Below are 18,073 nucleotides of genomic sequence, written 5' to 3' on the forward strand. Positions count from 1 at the left end.
GAAATCGCCTCCGGGGGGAGATGTGATCGGGGGATCCCCAGTATGGAAAAACTTCGTCGAAATCGACTGGTCGTTTAAGGTTCCTTTAACGTGACGTCTTTTCCGGACGGCGATAACAGTTTCCCCAAGATTTTTTCTTGAGCGGGACTGCGCGAACGGCGGCGGGCGGGTTATCGTACGGATTCGGTGTCCATAGACGGCCGTCGCACGTCTTCGGCTCGTCGCAGGACGGTCGCGCCACCGAATCCGCCGATGCCACCGCACCAGGAGGTCGGATGACCACCGCACTCGACGCGATGATCTCCGCGCAGCCCGCCGCCCTGGACGCTCTCGCCGATCCGGAGCTCACCGCCAAACCGGCCGAGCTCCTCGACGCGGCCGGCCGGATCTGGCTGGTCGGCACCGGCACCAGCCGGCACGCCGCCGAGCTCGGCGCGGCCGCGCTGCTCGACGCCGGGCGGGACGCCCGGTGGATCGCGGCGGCCGACTTCACCGACCGGTGGCTGCGCCCGGGCGACGCGGTCGTGGTGATCAGCCACACCGGACAGACCGCCTACGCGCAGCGGGCCCGCCGGATCGCCCGGACCGCCGGCACACCGCTGGTCTCCGTCACCGGTCCGGAGGCCGGGCCGCAGGAGTGGGCCGAGGCGATCCGCACCCCGGTGGCCGAGGCCTCGGAGACCTACACGGTCAGCTACACCACCGCGCTGGCGGTCCTGGCCCAGCTCGCGCACCACCTCGGCGCGCCCGGGTTCGGGCCGGAGGCGATCCGCGCGACCGCCACCCGGGTGCGCGCGGTGCTGGAGTTCCCCGGGCTCGCCGGGGTGCCGATCCCCGGCCGGGCGATGGCGATCACCGGCCCGGGCGCATGGTCGGTGACCGCCCGGGAGGGCGCGCTGAAGATCCGCGAGGGCGCGCGGATCCTCTGCGAGGGCTTCGACGCGGAGCACCTGCTGCACGGCGCCGCGGTGCCCTACACCGCCGCCGACTCGCTGCTGGTCCTGCAACCGGCCGCGGACCCGGACGGCCTGACCGCCGCGGTCGCCGACGCCGCCCGCCAGGAGGGCATCCCCGTCACCACCCTGGCCGAGCCACCCTCCGACCTGCCCGACCTGCTGGCCCAGATCCCGATGACGGTCCGCCTCCAGATCCTGGCCCTCCGCTTCGCCCGCATGCGAGGCCAGAACGCCGACACCGCCATCACCGGCGCCTGGACCGACCCCGCCCTCTGGCGCCTCGGCGCCCCCTAACCACTCCCGCCCGCCCAAACCACCCCCGCTGCCGCGATGCCGCTCGCCCGTTCCCAGCCGCCCAAACCACCCCCGCTGCCGCGATGCCGCTCGCCCGTTTCCAGTTCCTTCTCTTGTACGACCCGTAGCCCCGTGGCAATCGGCTCGCGACGCCGCGTCCCACTCCGGACCGCAGCGCGTGTCGTGCGGGTCCGCTCGCCGCACGCGACACTCCGGCCCACTCCCGACCGCGACGCGCCCCAGGTTCCCTGGCTGGTCCTCAGGGCCCTATCCGGGCCCGGGAAAGGGCCCTGAGCACCAGCCACCGAACTCGGGCTGGCTCCCACGGCCCCACCGCAGCACGGGAAAGGGCCCTGAGCACCAGCCGCGAAACGCTGACCCGTCACCGAGCCACGGACAACCATGAACACCAACCGCGGAACTCGGGCTGGCTCTCACGGCCCCATCGGGGCACGGGAAAGGGCCCTGAACACCAGCCACCGAACTCGGGCTGGCTCCCACGGCCCCACCGGAACACGGGAAAGGGCCCTGAACACCAGCCACGGAACTCGGGCTGGCTCCCACGGCCCCATCGGAGCACGGGGAAGGGCCCTGAGGACCAGCCACGAAACTCGGGCTGGATTCCACGGCCCCATCGGGGCACGGGGAAGGGCCGTGAGGACCAGCCAGCGAACTTGGGCTGGTGCTCAGGGGCCTTTCGGGACGCTGGATAGGGCCGTGAGGACCAGCCGGTGAGGGGCAGCGGACCCGCACGACTCGCGTGGCGGTCTGGACGGAGCGCGGTCTTGCGAGCCGATTCGCACGGGACTACGAGTCGTACGAAAGGAAGGGCATTGAGCGGACACCGAAGGGACTGCCTGGCACCGGAACGGGGCTAGGCGGAACGCGTGAGGTGGAGGGCGGTCCAGGAGACGGGGGGCAGGGACAGGGTGACGGTGGTGCCGTCGGTGGCGACCCCGCCGGCGGTGGGGCGGAGGGTGACGCGGTCCGGTTCGTCCCTGGTGTTGGAGGCGCGCACGTCGTCGTCGGTCAGCGTGACCGATTCGGCGACCGTGAGGCCGGTGCCGAAAGCGGTCAGGTCCACGGCCAGCTCGACCGGCTCGGACTGGGAGCGGTTGACCACGAAGACGGTGACCTCGCCGGTGGCCTCGTCATGGGTGGCGACCGCGTCGATCAGGGCGGCCTCGCCGTGCCGCGCCGTCTCGTAGGTCGGGCTGTCGATCCGGGTCTCCAGGACGTCGCCCTTGGCCAGCGCGGCGGTGCGGGCGAACGGGTGGAAGATGGTCTGGCGCCAGGCCGGGCCGCCGGGCTCGGTCATGATCGGGGCGATCACGTTGACCAGCTGAGCCTGGCAGGCGGCGGTGACCCGGTCGCTGTGCCGGAGCAGCGAGATCAGCAGGTTGCCGACGACCACCGCGTCGGCCACGTTGTACTGATCCTCGATGACGCGCGGGGCCACGCCCCATTCCGAAGGCAGCGGGGCGTTCTGGAACCGGGAGAGGTACCAGACGTTCCACTCGTCGAACGACAGGTTGATCTTCTTGGTGCTCTTCAGGCGTGCTCCGACGGCGTCCGCGGTGGCGACGATGCTGTTCACGAAGTGGTCCATGTCGACCGCGCTGGCCAGGAACGACCCGAGGTCGCCGTCGTGCTCCTCGTAGTACGCGTGGCAGGAGACGTAGTCGACCACGTCGTACGCGTGCTCCAGCACCGTCGACTCCCAGGCGCCGAAGGTCGGCATCGAGGAGCTGGAGCTGCCGCAGGCGACCAGCTCCAGGTCCGGCTCCGCGGACCGGAGCGCGCGAGCGGTGGACGCGGCGAGCAGGCCGTACTCCTCGGCGGTCTTGTGCCCGGTCTGCCAGGGTCCGTCCAGCTCGTTGCCGAGGCACCAGATCTTGACGCCGTACGGCTTCTCCGCCCCGTTCGCCCGCCGCCGCTCGGAGAGCGCCGTGCCCTCCGGGTGGTTGATGTACTCGTGCACGTCGAGCGCTTCCTGCACGCCGCGGGTGCCGAGGTTGACCGCGTACATGATCTCCACGCCGGCCTTCTCGGCCCACTTGGCGAACTCGTCGATGCCCACCTCGTTGGTCTCGATGCTGCGCCAGGCGAGGTCCCGGCGGCGGGGCCGCTGCTCGCGCGGCCCGACGCCGTCCTCCCAGCGGTAGCCGGAGACGAAGTTGCCACCCGGGTAGCGGACCATGCTCACGCCCAGCTCGCGGGCCAGCGCGAGCACGTCGGTACGGAAGCCGTCCTCGTCGGCGCTCGGGTGGCCCGGCTCGTAGATGCCGGTGTAGACGCAGCGGCCCATGTGCTCGACGAACGAGCCGAAGGTCCGGCGGTTGACGGGGGCCACGACGGCAGCCGGATTCAATGCGACATGCGCACGGAGCATTTGTTGTCCCTTTGAAAAGCGCGGAGAGGTCACTTGACGGCGCCGATGGTCAAACCACCGCGCCAGTAACGCTGAAGAAGGAGGAAGGCGGCGATCAGCGGCACGATGGCCACCAGGGCGCCCGTCACGATCACGTTGAACAGGGCCTCGCCGCCGTTGCCGAGGGTGGCCGACATGTACCAGGTACGCAGTCCGACCGTCAGCGGGAAGAGATGGTCGTCGCTGAGCATCACCAGCGGCAGGAAGAAGTTGTTCCACGACGCGACCATCGAGAACAGCAGCACGGTGACCAGGGCGGGCCGCATCGCGGGCAGGGCCACGCTGGTGAACACCCGCAGCTCGCCGGCGCCGTCGATGCGGGCCGCCTCGAGCATCTCGTCCGGCACCGACTCGTGCGTGTAGACACGCAGCAGGTAGACCCCGAACGGGTTGAGCAGCGACGGCAGGATCACCGCCCAGATCGAGTCGACCAGGCCGGCCTTCGACATCAGCAGGTAGGTGGGCAGCACCAGCGCCGTCGCCGGGACCATGATCAGCCCCAGGAGCAGAGCAAAAAGTTTGGTACGCCCGGGGAAGCGCAGTTTCGCGAAGGCGTACCCGGCGAGCGCCGAGACCGCGGTCGCGCCGACGCCGCTGACCACCGCGTACAGCGCGGAGTTCCGCAGCCAGACCAGGTAGATCCCGTTCTCCTGGGAGAACACCGTCTTCAGGTTGTCGACCAGGTGGAAGTCGGAGAACCACAGCGGCGCGGACAGGAACAGCCCGTCGTTGTCCTTGGTCGCGGCGACCAGCAGCCACCAGAACGGCAGCAGGAAGTAGATCGCCATCACGCCCATCACGACGTGCGGGACGATGCCGGCGCGCTCACTCTTACCGTTCACAGCGCGCTCCGTTTCCTGGTGGCGAAGAGGAAGATGTACGACCCGACGAACACCACCGCGCCGAGCAGGAACGAGATCGCGGCCGAGTAGTTGTACTGCTGGAACGAGAACGCCTGGTTGAAGGCGTACACGTTGGGCGTGTAGTGCTGGGTGATCGAGCCCGGGTTGAGCGGCTGGAGGATCAGCGGCTCGGTGAAGAACTGGAGCGTCCCCAGGATCGTGAAGAGCGTGGCCAGCACGATCGCCGAGGAGATCATCGGCGTCTTGATCCGCCAGGCGATCTGGGCCGGGCCGGCGCCGTCGATCCGCGCCGACTCGTAGACCTCCCGCGGCAGGCCCTGCAACGCCGCGTACAGGACGATCATGTTGTAGCCGGCCCACTGCCAGGTCACCACGTTGCCCAGCGACGCCAGCACCCAGGAGCTGGAGAGGAAGTCGATGTGCAGCACCGAGCCGAACGGGCCGGTGTCCTTGGAGTACAGGAAGCCCCACATCAGGGTGCCGATCACCACCGGGACGGCGTACGGGACGAACGCGGCGAGCCGGAAGATCCGGGAGAACCGCGAGGTCGCGTGGTCGATCAGGAGCGCCGCGAGCAGCGCGACGCCGATCATCACCGGCGTCTGCACCAGCCCGAACAGGATCACCCGGACCACGCCCTCGCGGACCAGCGGGTCTTTGAACGCCTGGGTGTAGTTCTCGAAGAGGGCGAAGTGCTCCCCCTCGATCAGGGTGGAGCGGTAGAGGCTGAGCTTGAACGCGTACGCCATCGGCAACAGCAGGAACGCCACCAGCAGCACCACGAACGGAGCGACGAACAGCCAGCCCGTGACTGCTTCACGTCCTCTTTTGAAGCGGGGCGCGGGACCCGCGACCGCCGGAGCGGCCGCGGACCGGGTTTCCACCTGGGTCATTACTGAACCTTGAAGCCCTGCTGAGTGGCGTACTGGGTGACGTTGGCCTGCGCCGTGTCCAGCGCCGCGGTCCACGAGGTCTTCTTCTCGATGGCGCCGTTGATCCCGGTGGTCAGCTGGTTGAAGTTGTAGCTGTTGAACGGGCTCCAGCTGAACGGGGCGATCGCCTTGTAGGCCGGGACGAAGACGTCGTTGACGGTCTGGCCGCCGAAGAAGTCGTACTTCTTCTTCAGGAACGCGTCGGACTCCAGCACCGGGGTGGCGGTCGGGAACAGGTACGCCTCGTCGATGCCGATCTTCCAGGCGGCGGTGTTCGTCGCGCCGTAGATCTCCATCGCGACCTTGGTGGCCGCCTCCGGGTTCTTCGCCTGGTCGGTCACCGCGAACGACGAGCCGCCCCAGTCGCCCTGGTCGTTGGCGCCGGCGGTCCACTGCGGCAGCGGCGCCGCGCGCCACTTGCCGGCGGTCGTCTTGGCCACGCTGGCCAGGTAGCCCGGGCCCCAGCCGGCGGCCAGGTAGGTGACGTACTTGCCGGAGCCGAGACCGTTGTAGAAATCGGTGGTGCCGTACGCCTTGGTGTCGGCCAGGCCGCCGGCGACCATGCCCTCCCAGTACGTCATGACCTTCTTGGCCGGCTCGTCGTTCACCGCGATGCCGATGGTCGACGGGTTCGACGTGTCGTACGTGTACGGCTTGCTGCCCGCCTGCCAGGTCAGGCCGGTCATGAACCCGCCGTCGTTGCCGCCGAAGTCGGTCATGAAGGCCTTGCCGGCGGACGCGGTCTTCAGCTTCTCGGCCTGCTGCTTGTACTCGTCCCAGGTCTTCGGGATGCTCAGGCCGTACTGCTTGAACAGGTCCTCGCGGTACAGCATGGCCATCGGGCCGGCGTCGACCGGGATCGCGTAGACCTTGTCGCCCTGGCTGACCTGCTTCCAGGCCCAGTCGACGTACTGCGACTTGAGGTCGTTGGCGCCGTACTTGCCCATGTCGACCAGGTGCTTGGTGAGCTGGTACGTGGGCAGCTCCTGGAACTCGAGCATGACCACGTCGGGCGCGCCCTTGCCGGCCTTGAGCGCGGTCTGGAGCTTGGTGTACTCGTCCTGGCCGGCGCCGGCGTTGGTCCACTCGATCTTGATGTCGGTGTGCGTGGAGTTGTAGAGGTCGACGACCTTCTGGAAGGACGGGTACCACGCCCAGACCTTCACGGTCACCGGGCCGCTCGGGGTGCCGGCGTCGGAGTCGCCGTCGCTGCTGCTGCTGCACGCGGCAAGAGTCAGGGCGGTCACAGCCGCGACCACGGTCGCCGCCGCGCGCCGTACACTAAACTTTCTGACGTTCACTGGTTCCTCACAAGATTAGTGATGGGTCAGAAGCCGGCCTCCGGTGCTGGCACACCGGGGGTCGGCAATCAGCTCTTCACGTTCCACGTCTCTTTGTTGCTACGCTTTTGCAGCGCTGCAAAACAGCATGCACGGACGTCCAATCGACGGCAAGGGGTAACCTGCCGGAAACTTGGCGCGGCAGAGGGGGCACCATTGCGTCGAGAAGTCACGCTACGTGACGTGGCGGAATTGGCCGGGGTTTCCAGCCGAACCGTCTCCAACGTGGTCAACGGGTATGCGAACGTGACCGAGCGGACCAAGGCCCGCGTGCAGCGTGCGGTGGATGAGCTCGGTTACCGGCCGAACGTGCTGGCCCGTAACCTGGCGCAGGGCCGGTCCGGGCAGATCGCGCTGGTGGTGCCGTACCTGGACACGCCCTACTTCTCGGAACTCTTGCAGAGCGTGATCCGGGCGGCCCGGGCCCGCGGCTATAACGTTTTGATCGACCAGACCGACGGCGACCCCGAGCACGAGCGCGCGTTCATCGCGCACGGCTCCCGGCGGCTGCTGTTCGACGGGGTCATCTTCAGTCCGCTCGGCCTCGACCAGCAGGCGCTCGCCGACCACGACCCGAACCTGCCGCTGGTCATCCTCGGCGAGCGGTCCAGCGACGGCACCTTCGACCACGTCGGCATCGACGACGTGGCCGCCTCCCGCCAGGCCACCGAGCACCTGCTCGACCTCGGCCGGCGCCGGCTCGCCGCGATCGGCGACCAGCCCTACGCCACCGGTGAGGCCGCCCAGCTGCGCACCCGCGGCTTCCGCGAGGCGCACCAGGCCCGCGGCCTGACCGCGCGCGAAGACCTGATCATCAGCACGCCCCGGTTCAACCGGAAGGACGGCGCCCAGGCGATGGCGGCCCTGCTGGACCTGCCGGAGCCGCCGGACGCCGTCTTCTGCTACTCCGACCTGGTCGCGCTCGGCGCCATCCACACCCTGATCAGTCGCGGTCTGCGGGTCCCCGAGGACGTCGCGGTGATCGGTTACGACGACATCGAGGACGGTGCGTACTCGAATCCGACGGTCACCACGATCTCCCCGGACAAGGAGATGATCGCGACGACGGCCGTCGAGCGCCTCCTGCTGCGGATCAGCAGCCCGACCCCGCCGCCGGCCGTCGAACTGCGAGCCCCGCACAAGCTGATCATCCGAGAGAGCACGGCCGGCAGGCCCGCCTGACCGGCCCGGACCGGCGCCCGGGAAAGCGCTCAGACCAGGCAGCCGGAGGGCAGACCTCGGACATGGAGCACCTCGACGGCCAGCAGCAGGCCCACGAGCAGCAGCCCGGCCGTCCAGCCCAGCAGGACGCCGGGCCACGTACCGGTGCGGCGGGCGCGCCGGAGGCCGGTCACCAACAGGACGGGGCAGGTCACCAGGCCGAGCAGGGCGGCGACGGCCCAGCCGCCGGCCGCGCCGTCTCCCCTGCCGCAGTCACCGGCAGTGTTCTCGCCGACCCAGACGAGCCCGGCCATCACGGCCACCAGAACGGCCGAGCGCCAGAGGAGGCCGAGCCCGGCGCGCAGCTGCTTCGATGTGTCGGTCACCGCGCGATCATGGCAAGACGCGGCAACACGTCACGGCTCCTTGGGGGTCTCCAGACCGGCCTTCTCGTCGCGGTCGGCCCACTCCAGCAGCGTGTCCAGCGAGTGGTGCACGTCGTCGATGGTGGCGTGCAGGTCGCCCAGCTCGGCGAAGCGGGCCGGGACGGTGCGGATCGTGAAGGCCTGCGGGTCGACGTCCGGGACCTCGTCCCAGGTGATCGGGGTCGAGACGGTGGCCTGCGGGACGCCGCGGACCGAGTACGCGCTGGCGATGGTGTGGTCTCGGGCGTTCTGGTTGTAGTCGATGAACAGGGCTTTCGGGTCGCGGTCCTTGCGCCACCAGGTGGTGGTGACGTCCTGCGGGGCGCGGCGCTCGACCTCGCGGGCGAAGGCGAGCGCCGCCCGGCGCACGTCGGTGAAGCCCCAGCGCGGCTCGATCCGCACGTAGACGTGCAGGCCCCGGCCACCGGACGTCTTCGGGAAACCCACCATGCCCAGCTCGTCGAGCACCTCCCGGACCACCGGGGCGATCCGCTGCACGGTGCCGAACGGGCAGTCCGGCATCGGGTCCAGGTCGATCCGCCACTCGTCGGGCTTCTCGGTGTCCGCCCGCCGGGAGTTCCACGGGTGGAACTCCACGGTGGACATCTGGACCGCCCAGATCACGTCGGCCGGCTTGGTCACGCAGAGCTCGTCGGCGTGCCGGTGGTATCGCGGGAACTGGACCCGGACCGTCTCCAGCCAGGGTGGCGCGCCGTTCGGCACCCGTTTCTGGTGCACCTTCTCCCCGGACAGGCCGTCCGGGAAGCGGTGCAGCATGCACGGGCGCTCGCGCAGCGCGCGGACGATCCCGTCGCTGACCGCCAGGTAGTACTCGACCAGGTCGAGCTTCGTGGCGCCGAGCTCCGGGAAGTAGATCCGGTCCGGGTTGGAGACGCGGACGTCGTGGTCGCCGACTTCGATGACGGTGGCTTTACCGGCCATCCGTCGAAACTAACCCAACCAGGCGTCCTCAAGGTCGAGAAGCAGCGTGTCACCCGAGTCGAGCAGGTCCAGCATCGGGCCGATCCGGGGCAATTCGTGAGTGATGAAGTACCTCGCGGCGAGCCGCTTGCCCTCGTAGAAGTCGCCGATCTTGCCCTCGGCCGCCGCGAGTTGCGAGAGCCACATCCAGGCGATCACCAGGTGGCCGGCGGCGTCCAGGTAGGCGGTGGCGTTGACCAGCGCGGTCGCCGGGTCGGCCCACAGCTTGGCGGTGGTCGCGGCCAGCCGGTCGCAGGCCTTCACCACCGGCTCGCCCAGCTCGCTCTTGAGCGCGGTCGCCCGGATCCGGTCCAGGAGCAGGGCCAGGCCCGCGCCACCCCGCTGGGTGACCTTGCGGCCGAGCAGGTCGAGGGCCTGGATGCCGTCGGTCCCCTCGTGGATCGAGTTCAGCCGGTTGTCCCGGTAGAACTGCTCGACCGGGTACTCCCGGGTGTAGCCGTATCCGCCGTGGATCTGGATGGCGTGGTCGTCGGCGAGCCGGCACCACTGCGACGGCCAGGCCTTCACGATCGGGGTGAGCGTGTCGAGGAGCAGGTCGTTCTCGGGTGACGGCTCGTCGAGCAGTTTCGCCGCGTAGAGGACGAGAGCGAGACCCCCTTCGACGTACGACTTGGAGGCGAGCAGCATCCGCCGTACGTCGGGGTGCTGGACGATCGGGACCGGCGGGGCGGCGGGGTCCTTGTCACCGGCCGGGCGGCCCTGCTGGCGTACCCGGGCGTATTCGAGCGCGTGCAGGTACCCCGTGTAACCGAGCGCGACCGCGCCGGAGCCGACCCCGATCCGGGCCTCGTTCATCATGTGGAACATGTACTGGAGGCCGCGCCCCTCCTCGCCGACGAGTTCGCCCTCGGCGTCGTCGAAGGCGAGCACGGTGTTGGTGGTGCCGCGATAGCCCATCTTGTGGTTGAGCCCGGCGAGGGTGACGCCGTTGCGCCTCCCGTCGATCAGCTTGGGCACGATGAACAGCGACAGGCCCTTGACGCCGGCCGGCGCGCCGGCGACCCGGGCCAGGACCAGGTGGATGATGTTCTCGCTCAGCTCATGATCGCCGCCCGAGATCCACATCTTCCCGCCGGTGAGGCGATATCTGCCGGTCTCCTCGTCGCGAACGGCCTTGGTCGTCACATCGCTCAGCGACGAGCCGGCCTGCGGCTCGGACAGGCACATGGTGCCGGTGTACCGGCCCTCGATCATCGGCAGCACGTAGGTCTGGATCTGCTCCTCGGTGCCGTGCGCCAGCAGCAGGTGCGCGTTTCCCGAGGTGAGCATCGCGTAGGCGGAGGTGGCCGTGTTGGCCGCCTGGAACCAGAGGAAGCAGGCCCGGCCCACGACCACCGGCAGCTGCGACCCGCCGCGCTCGGCGTCCAGGGTCGCGGCGAGCAACCCGGATTCGGCGAAGACCCGCAGCGCCTTCGCGACCTCCGGGATGATCGTCACCCGCTCGCCGTCGAAGGTCGGCTCGAACAGGTCGTTCTTGCGGTTGTGCGGCGCGAAGTCCCGCTCGGCGATCTGCTGCGACACGTCCAGGAACGCGTCGAACGTCTCCCGGGAGTGGTCGGCGAACCGCTCCCGGGTGGTCAGCGACTCGACGTCGAGCCATTCGTAGAGGAGGAAGTCGAGATCGCGCCGCGACAGCACCTTGGAGTTCATGCACCTAGTGTGCACTAACTTCAGTCGGCCGCGCGGTGCCTCCCTATGCTCTCCAGCACGGTGCGCAGCCCGCGGCTGCCGCCGGAGCGCTTGATCTGGTACATCGCGTGGTCGGCGGCGCGCAGCGCGGAGTCCGGATCCTCGGCCGGGCCGGCCATGTGCACGCCGACGCTGGCCCCGATGCCGATCTGCTGCCCGGCGATCCGGAACGGCATCTCCACCACGGTCCGCACCCGGTTCGCGGTGGCCGCCACGTCGTCCTGGCTGAGCACCCCGGGCATCAGCACCACGAACTCGTCCCCGCCGACCCGGGCCAGCACGTCGCCGGCCCGGATGCAGCCGCTCAGCCGCTCGGCCACCTGGCGCAGCAGCTCGTCGCCGGCCTCGTGCCCGTGCACGTCGTTGACCGGCTTGAACCCGTCCAGGTCGACGAAGAGCACGGCGACCGGGTCGCGGCGCAGCGAGCTGCTCAGCGCGTCCTGCATCCGGCGCCGGTTCGGCAGGCCGGTCAGCGGGTCGTGCTGGGCCTCGTGCGCCAGGCGCTCCTGGAACGCCCGGTTCTCCGAGATGTCCCGGGCGTTGATCACCACACCGGTCAGCGCCGGGTTGGCCATCTGGTTGGAGGCGGTGAAGTCGAACCAGCGGTAGTGCCCGCTGGACGCGCGCACCCGGCACTGCAGGCGGAGCACCCCGGCCGGGTCGCCGAGCAGCACCTCCAGCCGTTCCCGCATGGCCGGCTGGTCGTCCGGGTGGACCAGCGCGAAGACGCTCTGCCCGGTCAGCAGGCCGTGCTCGAACCCGAGGATCGCCGCCGAGCTCGGGCTCGTGAAGATCATCGTGCCCTCCCGGTCGATCACCGTGACGATGTCCGGGGCGTGCTGGAACAGCGCCTGGAACCGCTCGTCGGCACGGCGCCGCTGGATCTGGGTGCGGTACCCGAGCACCGAGATGCCGACCACGCCGATCAGCAGCATGGCGACCAGCGTGATGTTCACCGTCTGGCTGCGCCGGTGCACCGCGCCGTCGAAGTCCGACTTGGTCTGCGAGCGCACGTAGGTGTAGCCGCTCGGCAGGCCGCCGACCACGATCGCGATCATGTCGGTGCTGCCCGACCGGTACTCCACGAAGGAGGTGCCCGTCCGGCCCAGCCTCCCGATGATCGCCGCGTCGATCCGGCCGCCGACCATGTCCGGCGTGCTGCTCGCGGCGACCGTGCCGGAGCTGTCCACCACGTCGGTGCGGTGGTTGTCGCTCTGCAACTGCTGGGTGTACTTCTGCAACGAGGTGATGGCCACCTGGTTGAAGCCGATCAGGAAGGCGGCCGGCGAGCCGTGGACCACGATCGGGACGGCCACCGCGGCGATCGGGATGTGCTCCACCGTCATCACCGAGGAGAAGCCGACGTGGGCGCCGCCGGCGAACTGCTTGCGCATCGGCGCCCAGCCGGCGTCACCGGCGGCGGGCAGGCCGGCCGACCGGCTGGCGTTCAGCACCGAGCCGTCCAGCGCGGTCAGCATCATGCCGTACTGGAACGTCGAGCTCTTGGCCGCCGCGTTGACCAGCACGGCGTGGTCGGTGGCGTCGCCCTTGACCAGACTCAGCGCGTGCTCGGCCAGGACCTGCGCCAGCTCCTGCGCGGAGAGCAGCTGCAACTGCCCGGTCAGGGTGGCGTTGTTCGTGCCGAGTTCAGTGGTGTCGGCACGGTGCACCGCATCGGCCGCGCTCAGCGCACGGCGGTTCACGGCAATGGCGATCCCGCCGGCCGCCGCCAGCAGGAGCACGCTGACCACGACCGCGATCCAGTTGCGTACCCGCATCGCTTCCTCCTCACCGCATGACATCGGCAGCGAAGAGCCCGGCTGAATGAACCTGCGGCACAAAACCGTCCGAAAACGGGGCGGCGCACAACGCCATCGACCCCCGATGATGGAGGAGGTAACCGAAACCGACGTCCCCCGTCGATGATCGGAGCACCGCATGCGTCTAGCACCTGCCGTGGACGGACTCACCTCCCGGCGCGCCCGCATCCCGCGGCCCCGCGCCTCGACCGAGAAGACGACCCCGGCACACCCCCGGATCGTGCGGGCCCCGCTCAGCCTCACCGGCGCCGGGCTGGCCGCCGTCTTCTTCTGCCTGGCCTTCACCCCGTCGCTGCTGCCCCGGACCGGGATCCTCCAGGGCGTGGTCGCCGGGATCACCGCGGCCATGGGGTACGCGCTGGGCACCGCGATCGGCGCGCTGATCCGCATCCGGTTCACGTTCTCCGCCCGCGCCGTGCGGATCTGGTGGCGGGTGCTCGCCGTGCTGCTCCTCCCGATGATCGCCACCTGCCTCGTCCTCGGCGTCCGCTGGCAGCGTGAGCTGCGGCTGCGCCTCGGGATGGCGCCCGCCCAGGAGTACGACATCGTCCGCACGGTCGGCGCCGGCCTGCTCACCTTCGGGGTGCTCCTGCTGATCGCCCGGCTGCTGCGGCTCGCCACGCACGGCTGCGCCCAGGTGTTCCGGCTGATCGTGCCGGACCGGGCGGCGTACTGCGCGGGGACCGTGGTGGTGGCCGTGCTCAGCTACAGCGCGTTCGACGGCTTGCTGGTGGCGCACCTGTTCGCGGTCGCCGACCGGTCGGCCGCCGTGATCAACAGCGGCACCGAGAGCGGCATGCGCCCTCCGGAGTCCCCGCTGCGCTCGGGCAGCCCGCAGTCCCTGGTCCGGTGGGACACGCTGGGCCGGCAGGGGCGCGCCTTCGTGGCCAGCGCGCCCACCCGGCAGGAGCTGAGCGAGTTCGCCGGCCGCCCGGCCGCCGAGCCGATCCGGCTGTACGCCGGGCTGGCCTCGGCGGACACCATGCGCGAGCGGGCCGACCTGATCGTCCGGGAGATGGACCGGACCGGCGCGTTCCAGCGGCAGGTGGTGGCGCTGTTCACCCCGACCGGCACCGGGTGGGTGGACAACAAGGTGACCCAGTCGCTGGAGTACATGTACGCCGGGAACACCGCGCTGGTCTCCATGCAGTACTCGTACCTGCCCAGTTGGATCGCCTTCCTCGGTGACCGGTCCGAGGTGGTGGACGCCGCGTCGGCGCTGATCATGGCGGTGCGCGAGCGCTGGTCGGTGCTGCCCGTCGCGCACCGGCCCAAGCTGCTGCTGTTCGGCGAGAGCCTGGGGACGTACGGCATGGAGGCGACCTTCGGCACCGCCGCCGACCTGGCCGACGGGGCGGACGGGGTGCTGATGGAGGGCCCGACGTTCGCCAATCCGATCCACCAGCGGCTCACCGAGGACCGGGCGGCGCCGTCCCCGGTCTGGGACCCGGTGCACCCGGGGCTGCCGGTCGACTTCGCCGACGACGCCACCGAGCTGCGGGACCGGCCCGGCGTCCCGCCGAAGGTGGTGTATCTCCAGAACTCGTCCGACCCGATCGTCTGGTGGAACTGGGACATCCTGTGGCGCAAACCGGCCTGGCTCCAGGGCGAGCGCGGGCCGGACGTGAGCCCGGCCATGCACTGGTTCCCCTGGGTCACGTTCTGGCAGACCACGTGTGACCTGGTCTTCGCCAACCAGGCGCCGACCGGGCACGGGCACGTCTACAAGTCGGCGACGGTGGACGGGTGGGCGACGGTCGCCCCGCCGCCGGGCTGGACGGTGGCGGACACCGTCCGGCTCCGCGACCGCCTCGGCAACTAACTTGAGTTTTAACCGGTGCGGCGTGGTCTGGGGCTGCTCGAGATTCTCTTCGTCTTGTCGCTTGGGCTGGTGTTTGGGCTGGTGACGATGTGGACGTCGTGGCGGGTGGCTGGCTGGTTGTTGCGGCGGCCGGGTGGGCGTCCGGGGCCTGGCCGGGAGGGTTTCGGTGCAGCAGTAGGACTGCCGGTCCTGCTGTGCAGGTTCCGAAACCCGCGTCGGACGCGGGCGGGCGTGAGCCGTTCGGCAGGCATGGGTCGTTCCCAGGGGCGGCGTAGGTCGCTGACCGCTGCTCGGGCGAGTCGCAGTTGGGTGTAGGCCGCCAGCACGAGCCAGGCCCAGCGGTCGGCGGCCTCGGGGTCGCGTAGTTTTGGGCGGGTCCAGCCGAGGGTCTGTTTGAGCATGCGGAAGGTGTGCTCGATGTCGAACCTGCGGAGGAATGCCTGCCAGGCCAGGTTGACTTCGTGGCTGTCGGCGGTGGGGTGGGACCACCAGAGCCAGACCGGTTTCGGGTTGCCGCCGGACGGCAGTTGTTCGACGCTCAGTCTGATGACGGTGCCCTCGATGATCGGTAGCTGCCCGTTTTGGCTGATCCAGGCGGTGCGGTGAGTCAGACGCGGATGCAGCCGGTGCCAGGCTCGGGCGGTCGCGGCGCCGTAAAGGCGAGTGTCGGTCGTGGTAGCCGCGTCGGGCTCGCCCCAGCTGGCAGGGTCGCCGAAGAGGAACTCGCCGCCGTGGCGGGGCGGACGGCCGGTCGTGCCTGGCGTCCGGGCTGGTGCAGGCCGGCGCAGGACTCGGTCGGAGCGCATCCTGACCAGGATCTGCACGGGCAGGTCGGTGAGCAGGAACGCCAGTCGGGGTCCGTCGTAGCCGGCGTCGGCGACGATCCAGATGTCGGGGTCGCCGGGCTGCCAGTGTCCGGCGGCGATGAGCCGTTCGACCACGTCGCGGAGTTGCCCGGCGGTGATCGTGGCAGTGTCGTCGCCGGGTGCCAGGCGGCGGGCGTCCAGGGGTGCGGTCCACGAGCTGCGGCCGGTCTCCAGGGCGGTGACCAGTGAGTATGGCCAGCCCGGGACCATGATGTGGGTGTCCTTGCCGCGGCCGTAGGTGTGGCAGAGCACCCGTTGCCGGCTGGTGTGGGCCTCGGGTCGCAGCCAGCAGGTCACGTCCACGGCCAGGACGATCCGTCCGTCAGCGGCTCTCGGGACGGTGACCGAGGCCAAGGCGGTCCGTAGCCGGTCGACGTCGATACGGCCGCGGCTCAGGGCCGCGTACAGCGAACCATGGCCCCGCCGATGTTCACCGGTCAGTGACAGCTCGGGCAGCGAGATCACCGGGCCGTCCCCGCACAACAGTGCGTCCACCAGCTCGAACAAAGCATCCGGACGGCGGCTCAGGCAGCGGTGGAACTCCTGCCTAAACGCGGTCAGCTGCCCGACCGCGTCAGCCGGAACAGCGTCGTGCACACTGATCAACAGACAGCCCTTGATTCGGTTTTCTTCCCTAGACAAGAAGATCATCGATCAAGGGCTGTCTCCATGATCAGCCAGGGTCGATACCGCCAGGCCGCACGTTAAAACTCAAGTTAACGCCGTTTCTGCAGCCAGGGCTGGAGGACCCGGGTGATCCGCGGGAGCACCAGGTAGGTCATGATCGGGGTCAGGACCAGGGTGCTGATCATGGTGCGCAGCACCAGGTTCAGGCCGGCCAGGTGCGGCGCCAGCAGCCAGCCGGAGAGCAGGCTGACCGGGAAGAAGCCCAGCCAGATGGTGGTCGCCTGCTTCCACCGGGCCGGGGCGGCCGGCGCCTGCTGGTCGATCTGCAACTCGCGCGGCGGGTCGAACCAGCCCTCGATCCCGGTGCGTTTCTCCATCCGGGTGTGCTCGACGAAACCCTCGGCCGAGGAGAGCCACCACTGCCGCTGCGGCGACTCCTCCCAGTCGCGCAGCGCGTCGGCGTCGGCGAAGCGATAGAGCATGTGCCACTCCGGGGAGCCCGGCTCCGGGCGGACCCAGCCGGTGCCGAGGAAACCCGGGAAGGTCTCGGCCAGCGAGGCGCCGGCCCGGACCCAGGCGGCCATCTCCGCGTCCCGGGACGGATCGGCCCGCCGGGTGATGGCGACGGTGACGGCTAGCTGCTGCGGCGGCGACTTCATGTCTCACATTGTGGTAAGCCCGGATTTCCGGCGTGTGGCATCCCGCGGATCAGTGTCGTGCCCCACGCTCCGCGGGCGGGTAAGTTCTCCGGGCATGACGATCAAACGAAGGTTGTCGATAGCCTTGGTGGCGGTGGCGGCGATCGCCGTGCCCGCCCCCGCCGTGGCGGCACCGGGCACACCGCACGCCTGGCAGCTCAGCGAGACCGGCTCCACCGCGCGGTTCCGGGGGCTCGCTCCAGTCAGCGCGTCGGTGGCCTGGGTGGCCGGCAGCGCCGGGACCGTCCTGCGCACCGTCGACGGCGGCCGCAGCTGGTCCTCGGTCGGACCGGCGGACGCGGCCGCGCTCCAGTTCCGCGACATCGAGGCGTTCGACGCCCGGCACGCGGTGGCGCTGACCATCGGCTCCGGCACCGACTCGCGGATCTACACCACCGCGGACGGCGGCCGCTCCTGGACCCGGGCGTTCCAGAACGAGGACGCGACGGCGTTCTACGACTGCATCACGTTCCTCGACCGGCGGCACGGCCTGGCCCTGTCCGACCCGGTCGGCGGCAAGTTCCGGATCCTGGCCACCCGCGACGGCGGCCGGTCCTGGTCGGTGCTGCCGGACGCCGGGATGCCGGCCGCCCTGGACGGCGAGTTCGCCTTCGCGGCCAGCGGCACCTGCCTGGTCTCGGCCGGCGGGAAGGCGTTCTTCGCCACCGGTGGCGGGGCGGCCGCCCGGGTGTTCAGCTCCCGTGACTTCGGGCGGTCCTGGCAGGTCACCGGCACCCCGGTGCCGAGCGGCCCGAGCGCCGGCATCTACTCCCTGGCGTTCCGCGATCCGTGGCACGGCCTCGCGGCCGGCGGCGACTACCTGACGCCGGAGTCGGCGCCGGCCGGGGCGGCAATCACCCGGGACGGCCGCACCTGGACGACCGCCGCGGTGCCGCCGGGCGAATACCGTTCCGGGGTCGCCTGGTCCGGCCCCCGCTCGGCGATCACGGTCGGGCCGACCGGCAGCGACTACTCCCCCGACGGCGGCGTGACCTGGCGCCGCTTCGACACCGGCAGCTTCGACGCGGTGGCCTGCGTCCGGCACGCCTGCTGGGCCTCCGGCCAGGACGGGCGGGTCGCCCGGCTCGCCGGCACGCGCTGACTTCCCGGGCCGTCTCCCCGGATTCAGCCCGGCGGTCGCCGGGCG

At 70.2% G+C, this 18,073-nt stretch carries 14 protein-coding genes; 4 read left to right on the forward strand and 10 right to left on the reverse strand.

The genetic code is table 11. The annotated features are described in order from the left end of the window. Positions 1 to 275: 275 nt before the first annotated feature. Positions 276 to 1,250, forward strand: coding sequence for an SIS domain-containing protein (locus Aiant_RS13945; RefSeq protein ID WP_189334297.1), 975 nt, complete (start codon positions 276 to 278; stop codon positions 1,248 to 1,250). Positions 1,251 to 2,124: 874 nt separating this feature from the next. Here the strand turns inward: Aiant_RS13945 and arfA are convergent. The 4 genes from arfA to Aiant_RS13965 are packed head-to-tail and all read right to left on the reverse strand — an operon-like array spanning position 2,125 to position 6,723. Continuing rightward, entirely contained in the window at positions 2,125 to 3,642 is a 1,518-nt protein-coding gene (gene arfA / locus Aiant_RS13950; protein ID WP_189334296.1) for an arabinosylfuranosidase ArfA, read from the reverse strand. A gap of 29 nt (positions 3,643 to 3,671) precedes the next feature. Further along, the gene (locus Aiant_RS13955; protein WP_229830921.1) at positions 3,672 to 4,523 is read right to left on the reverse strand and encodes a carbohydrate ABC transporter permease; all 852 of its coding nucleotides are present in this window, start codon (positions 4,521 to 4,523) and stop codon (positions 3,672 to 3,674) included. Continuing rightward, positions 4,520 to 5,437 carry a carbohydrate ABC transporter permease gene (locus Aiant_RS13960; RefSeq protein WP_189334295.1) on the reverse strand — a complete coding sequence of 306 codons (918 nt, stop codon included), beginning with the start codon at positions 5,435 to 5,437 and terminating at the stop codon, positions 4,520 to 4,522. The genes Aiant_RS13955 and Aiant_RS13960 overlap by 4 nt, the downstream gene beginning before the upstream one ends. Then, positions 5,437 to 6,723, reverse strand: a complete 1,287-nt coding sequence (locus tag Aiant_RS13965; protein ID WP_189334294.1) for an ABC transporter substrate-binding protein — start codon at positions 6,721 to 6,723, stop codon at positions 5,437 to 5,439. Before Aiant_RS13965 ends, Aiant_RS13960 begins: the two co-directional genes overlap by 1 nt. A 249-nt stretch (positions 6,724 to 6,972) precedes the next feature. Here Aiant_RS13965 and Aiant_RS13970 point away from each other — a divergent pair, with 249 nt between their 5' ends. Next, a complete protein-coding gene (locus tag Aiant_RS13970; protein WP_189334293.1) occupies positions 6,973 to 7,998 on the forward strand; it encodes a LacI family DNA-binding transcriptional regulator in 1,026 nt (341 codons plus the stop codon). 29 nt (positions 7,999 to 8,027) lie between these two features. Here the strand turns inward: Aiant_RS13970 and Aiant_RS13975 are convergent, their stop codons facing one another. The 4 genes from Aiant_RS13975 to Aiant_RS13990 are packed head-to-tail and all read right to left on the reverse strand — an operon-like array spanning position 8,028 to position 12,871. Beyond that, on the reverse strand, positions 8,028 to 8,363 hold the full coding sequence (locus tag Aiant_RS13975; RefSeq protein ID WP_189334292.1) for a hypothetical protein: 336 nt from the start codon (positions 8,361 to 8,363) through the stop codon (positions 8,028 to 8,030). A 30-nt stretch (positions 8,364 to 8,393) separates the two neighbouring features. Continuing rightward, entirely contained in the window at positions 8,394 to 9,344 is a 951-nt protein-coding gene (ligD, locus tag Aiant_RS13980) for a non-homologous end-joining DNA ligase (protein WP_189334291.1), read from the reverse strand. A gap of 9 nt (positions 9,345 to 9,353) precedes the next feature. Continuing rightward, the gene (locus Aiant_RS13985) at positions 9,354 to 11,054 is read right to left on the reverse strand and encodes an acyl-CoA dehydrogenase (protein ID WP_189334290.1); all 1,701 of its coding nucleotides are present in this window, start codon (positions 11,052 to 11,054) and stop codon (positions 9,354 to 9,356) included. Between the two features lie 20 nt (positions 11,055 to 11,074). After that, a complete protein-coding gene (locus tag Aiant_RS13990) occupies positions 11,075 to 12,871 on the reverse strand; it encodes a sensor domain-containing diguanylate cyclase (protein ID WP_189334289.1) in 1,797 nt (598 codons plus the stop codon). A 160-nt stretch (positions 12,872 to 13,031) separates the two neighbouring features. Here Aiant_RS13990 and Aiant_RS13995 point away from each other — a divergent pair, with 160 nt between their 5' ends. Continuing rightward, entirely contained in the window at positions 13,032 to 14,735 is a 1,704-nt protein-coding gene (locus Aiant_RS13995) for an alpha/beta hydrolase (protein ID WP_189334288.1), read from the forward strand. 8 nt (positions 14,736 to 14,743) lie between these two features. On the opposite strand, the gene Aiant_RS14000 is transcribed toward Aiant_RS13995, so the two are convergent. Further along, positions 14,744 to 16,207 (reverse strand): NF041680 family putative transposase, encoded by a 1,464-nt coding sequence (locus Aiant_RS14000; protein ID WP_212847083.1) that lies wholly within the window; start codon positions 16,205 to 16,207, stop codon positions 14,744 to 14,746. Between the two features lie 110 nt (positions 16,208 to 16,317). Then, entirely contained in the window at positions 16,318 to 16,887 is a 570-nt protein-coding gene (locus Aiant_RS14005) for an antibiotic biosynthesis monooxygenase (protein ID WP_189336978.1), read from the reverse strand. Positions 16,888 to 16,981: 94 nt separating this feature from the next. On the opposite strand from Aiant_RS14005, the gene Aiant_RS14010 reads away from it, so the two are divergent. Then, entirely contained in the window at positions 16,982 to 18,028 is a 1,047-nt protein-coding gene (locus Aiant_RS14010) for a WD40/YVTN/BNR-like repeat-containing protein (protein ID WP_189336977.1), read from the forward strand. The last annotated feature ends 45 nt before the right edge of the window (positions 18,029 to 18,073 follow it).

The sequence above is a fragment of the Actinoplanes ianthinogenes genome (assembly GCF_018324205.1).
Classification (GTDB): domain Bacteria; phylum Actinomycetota; class Actinomycetes; order Mycobacteriales; family Micromonosporaceae; genus Actinoplanes; species Actinoplanes ianthinogenes.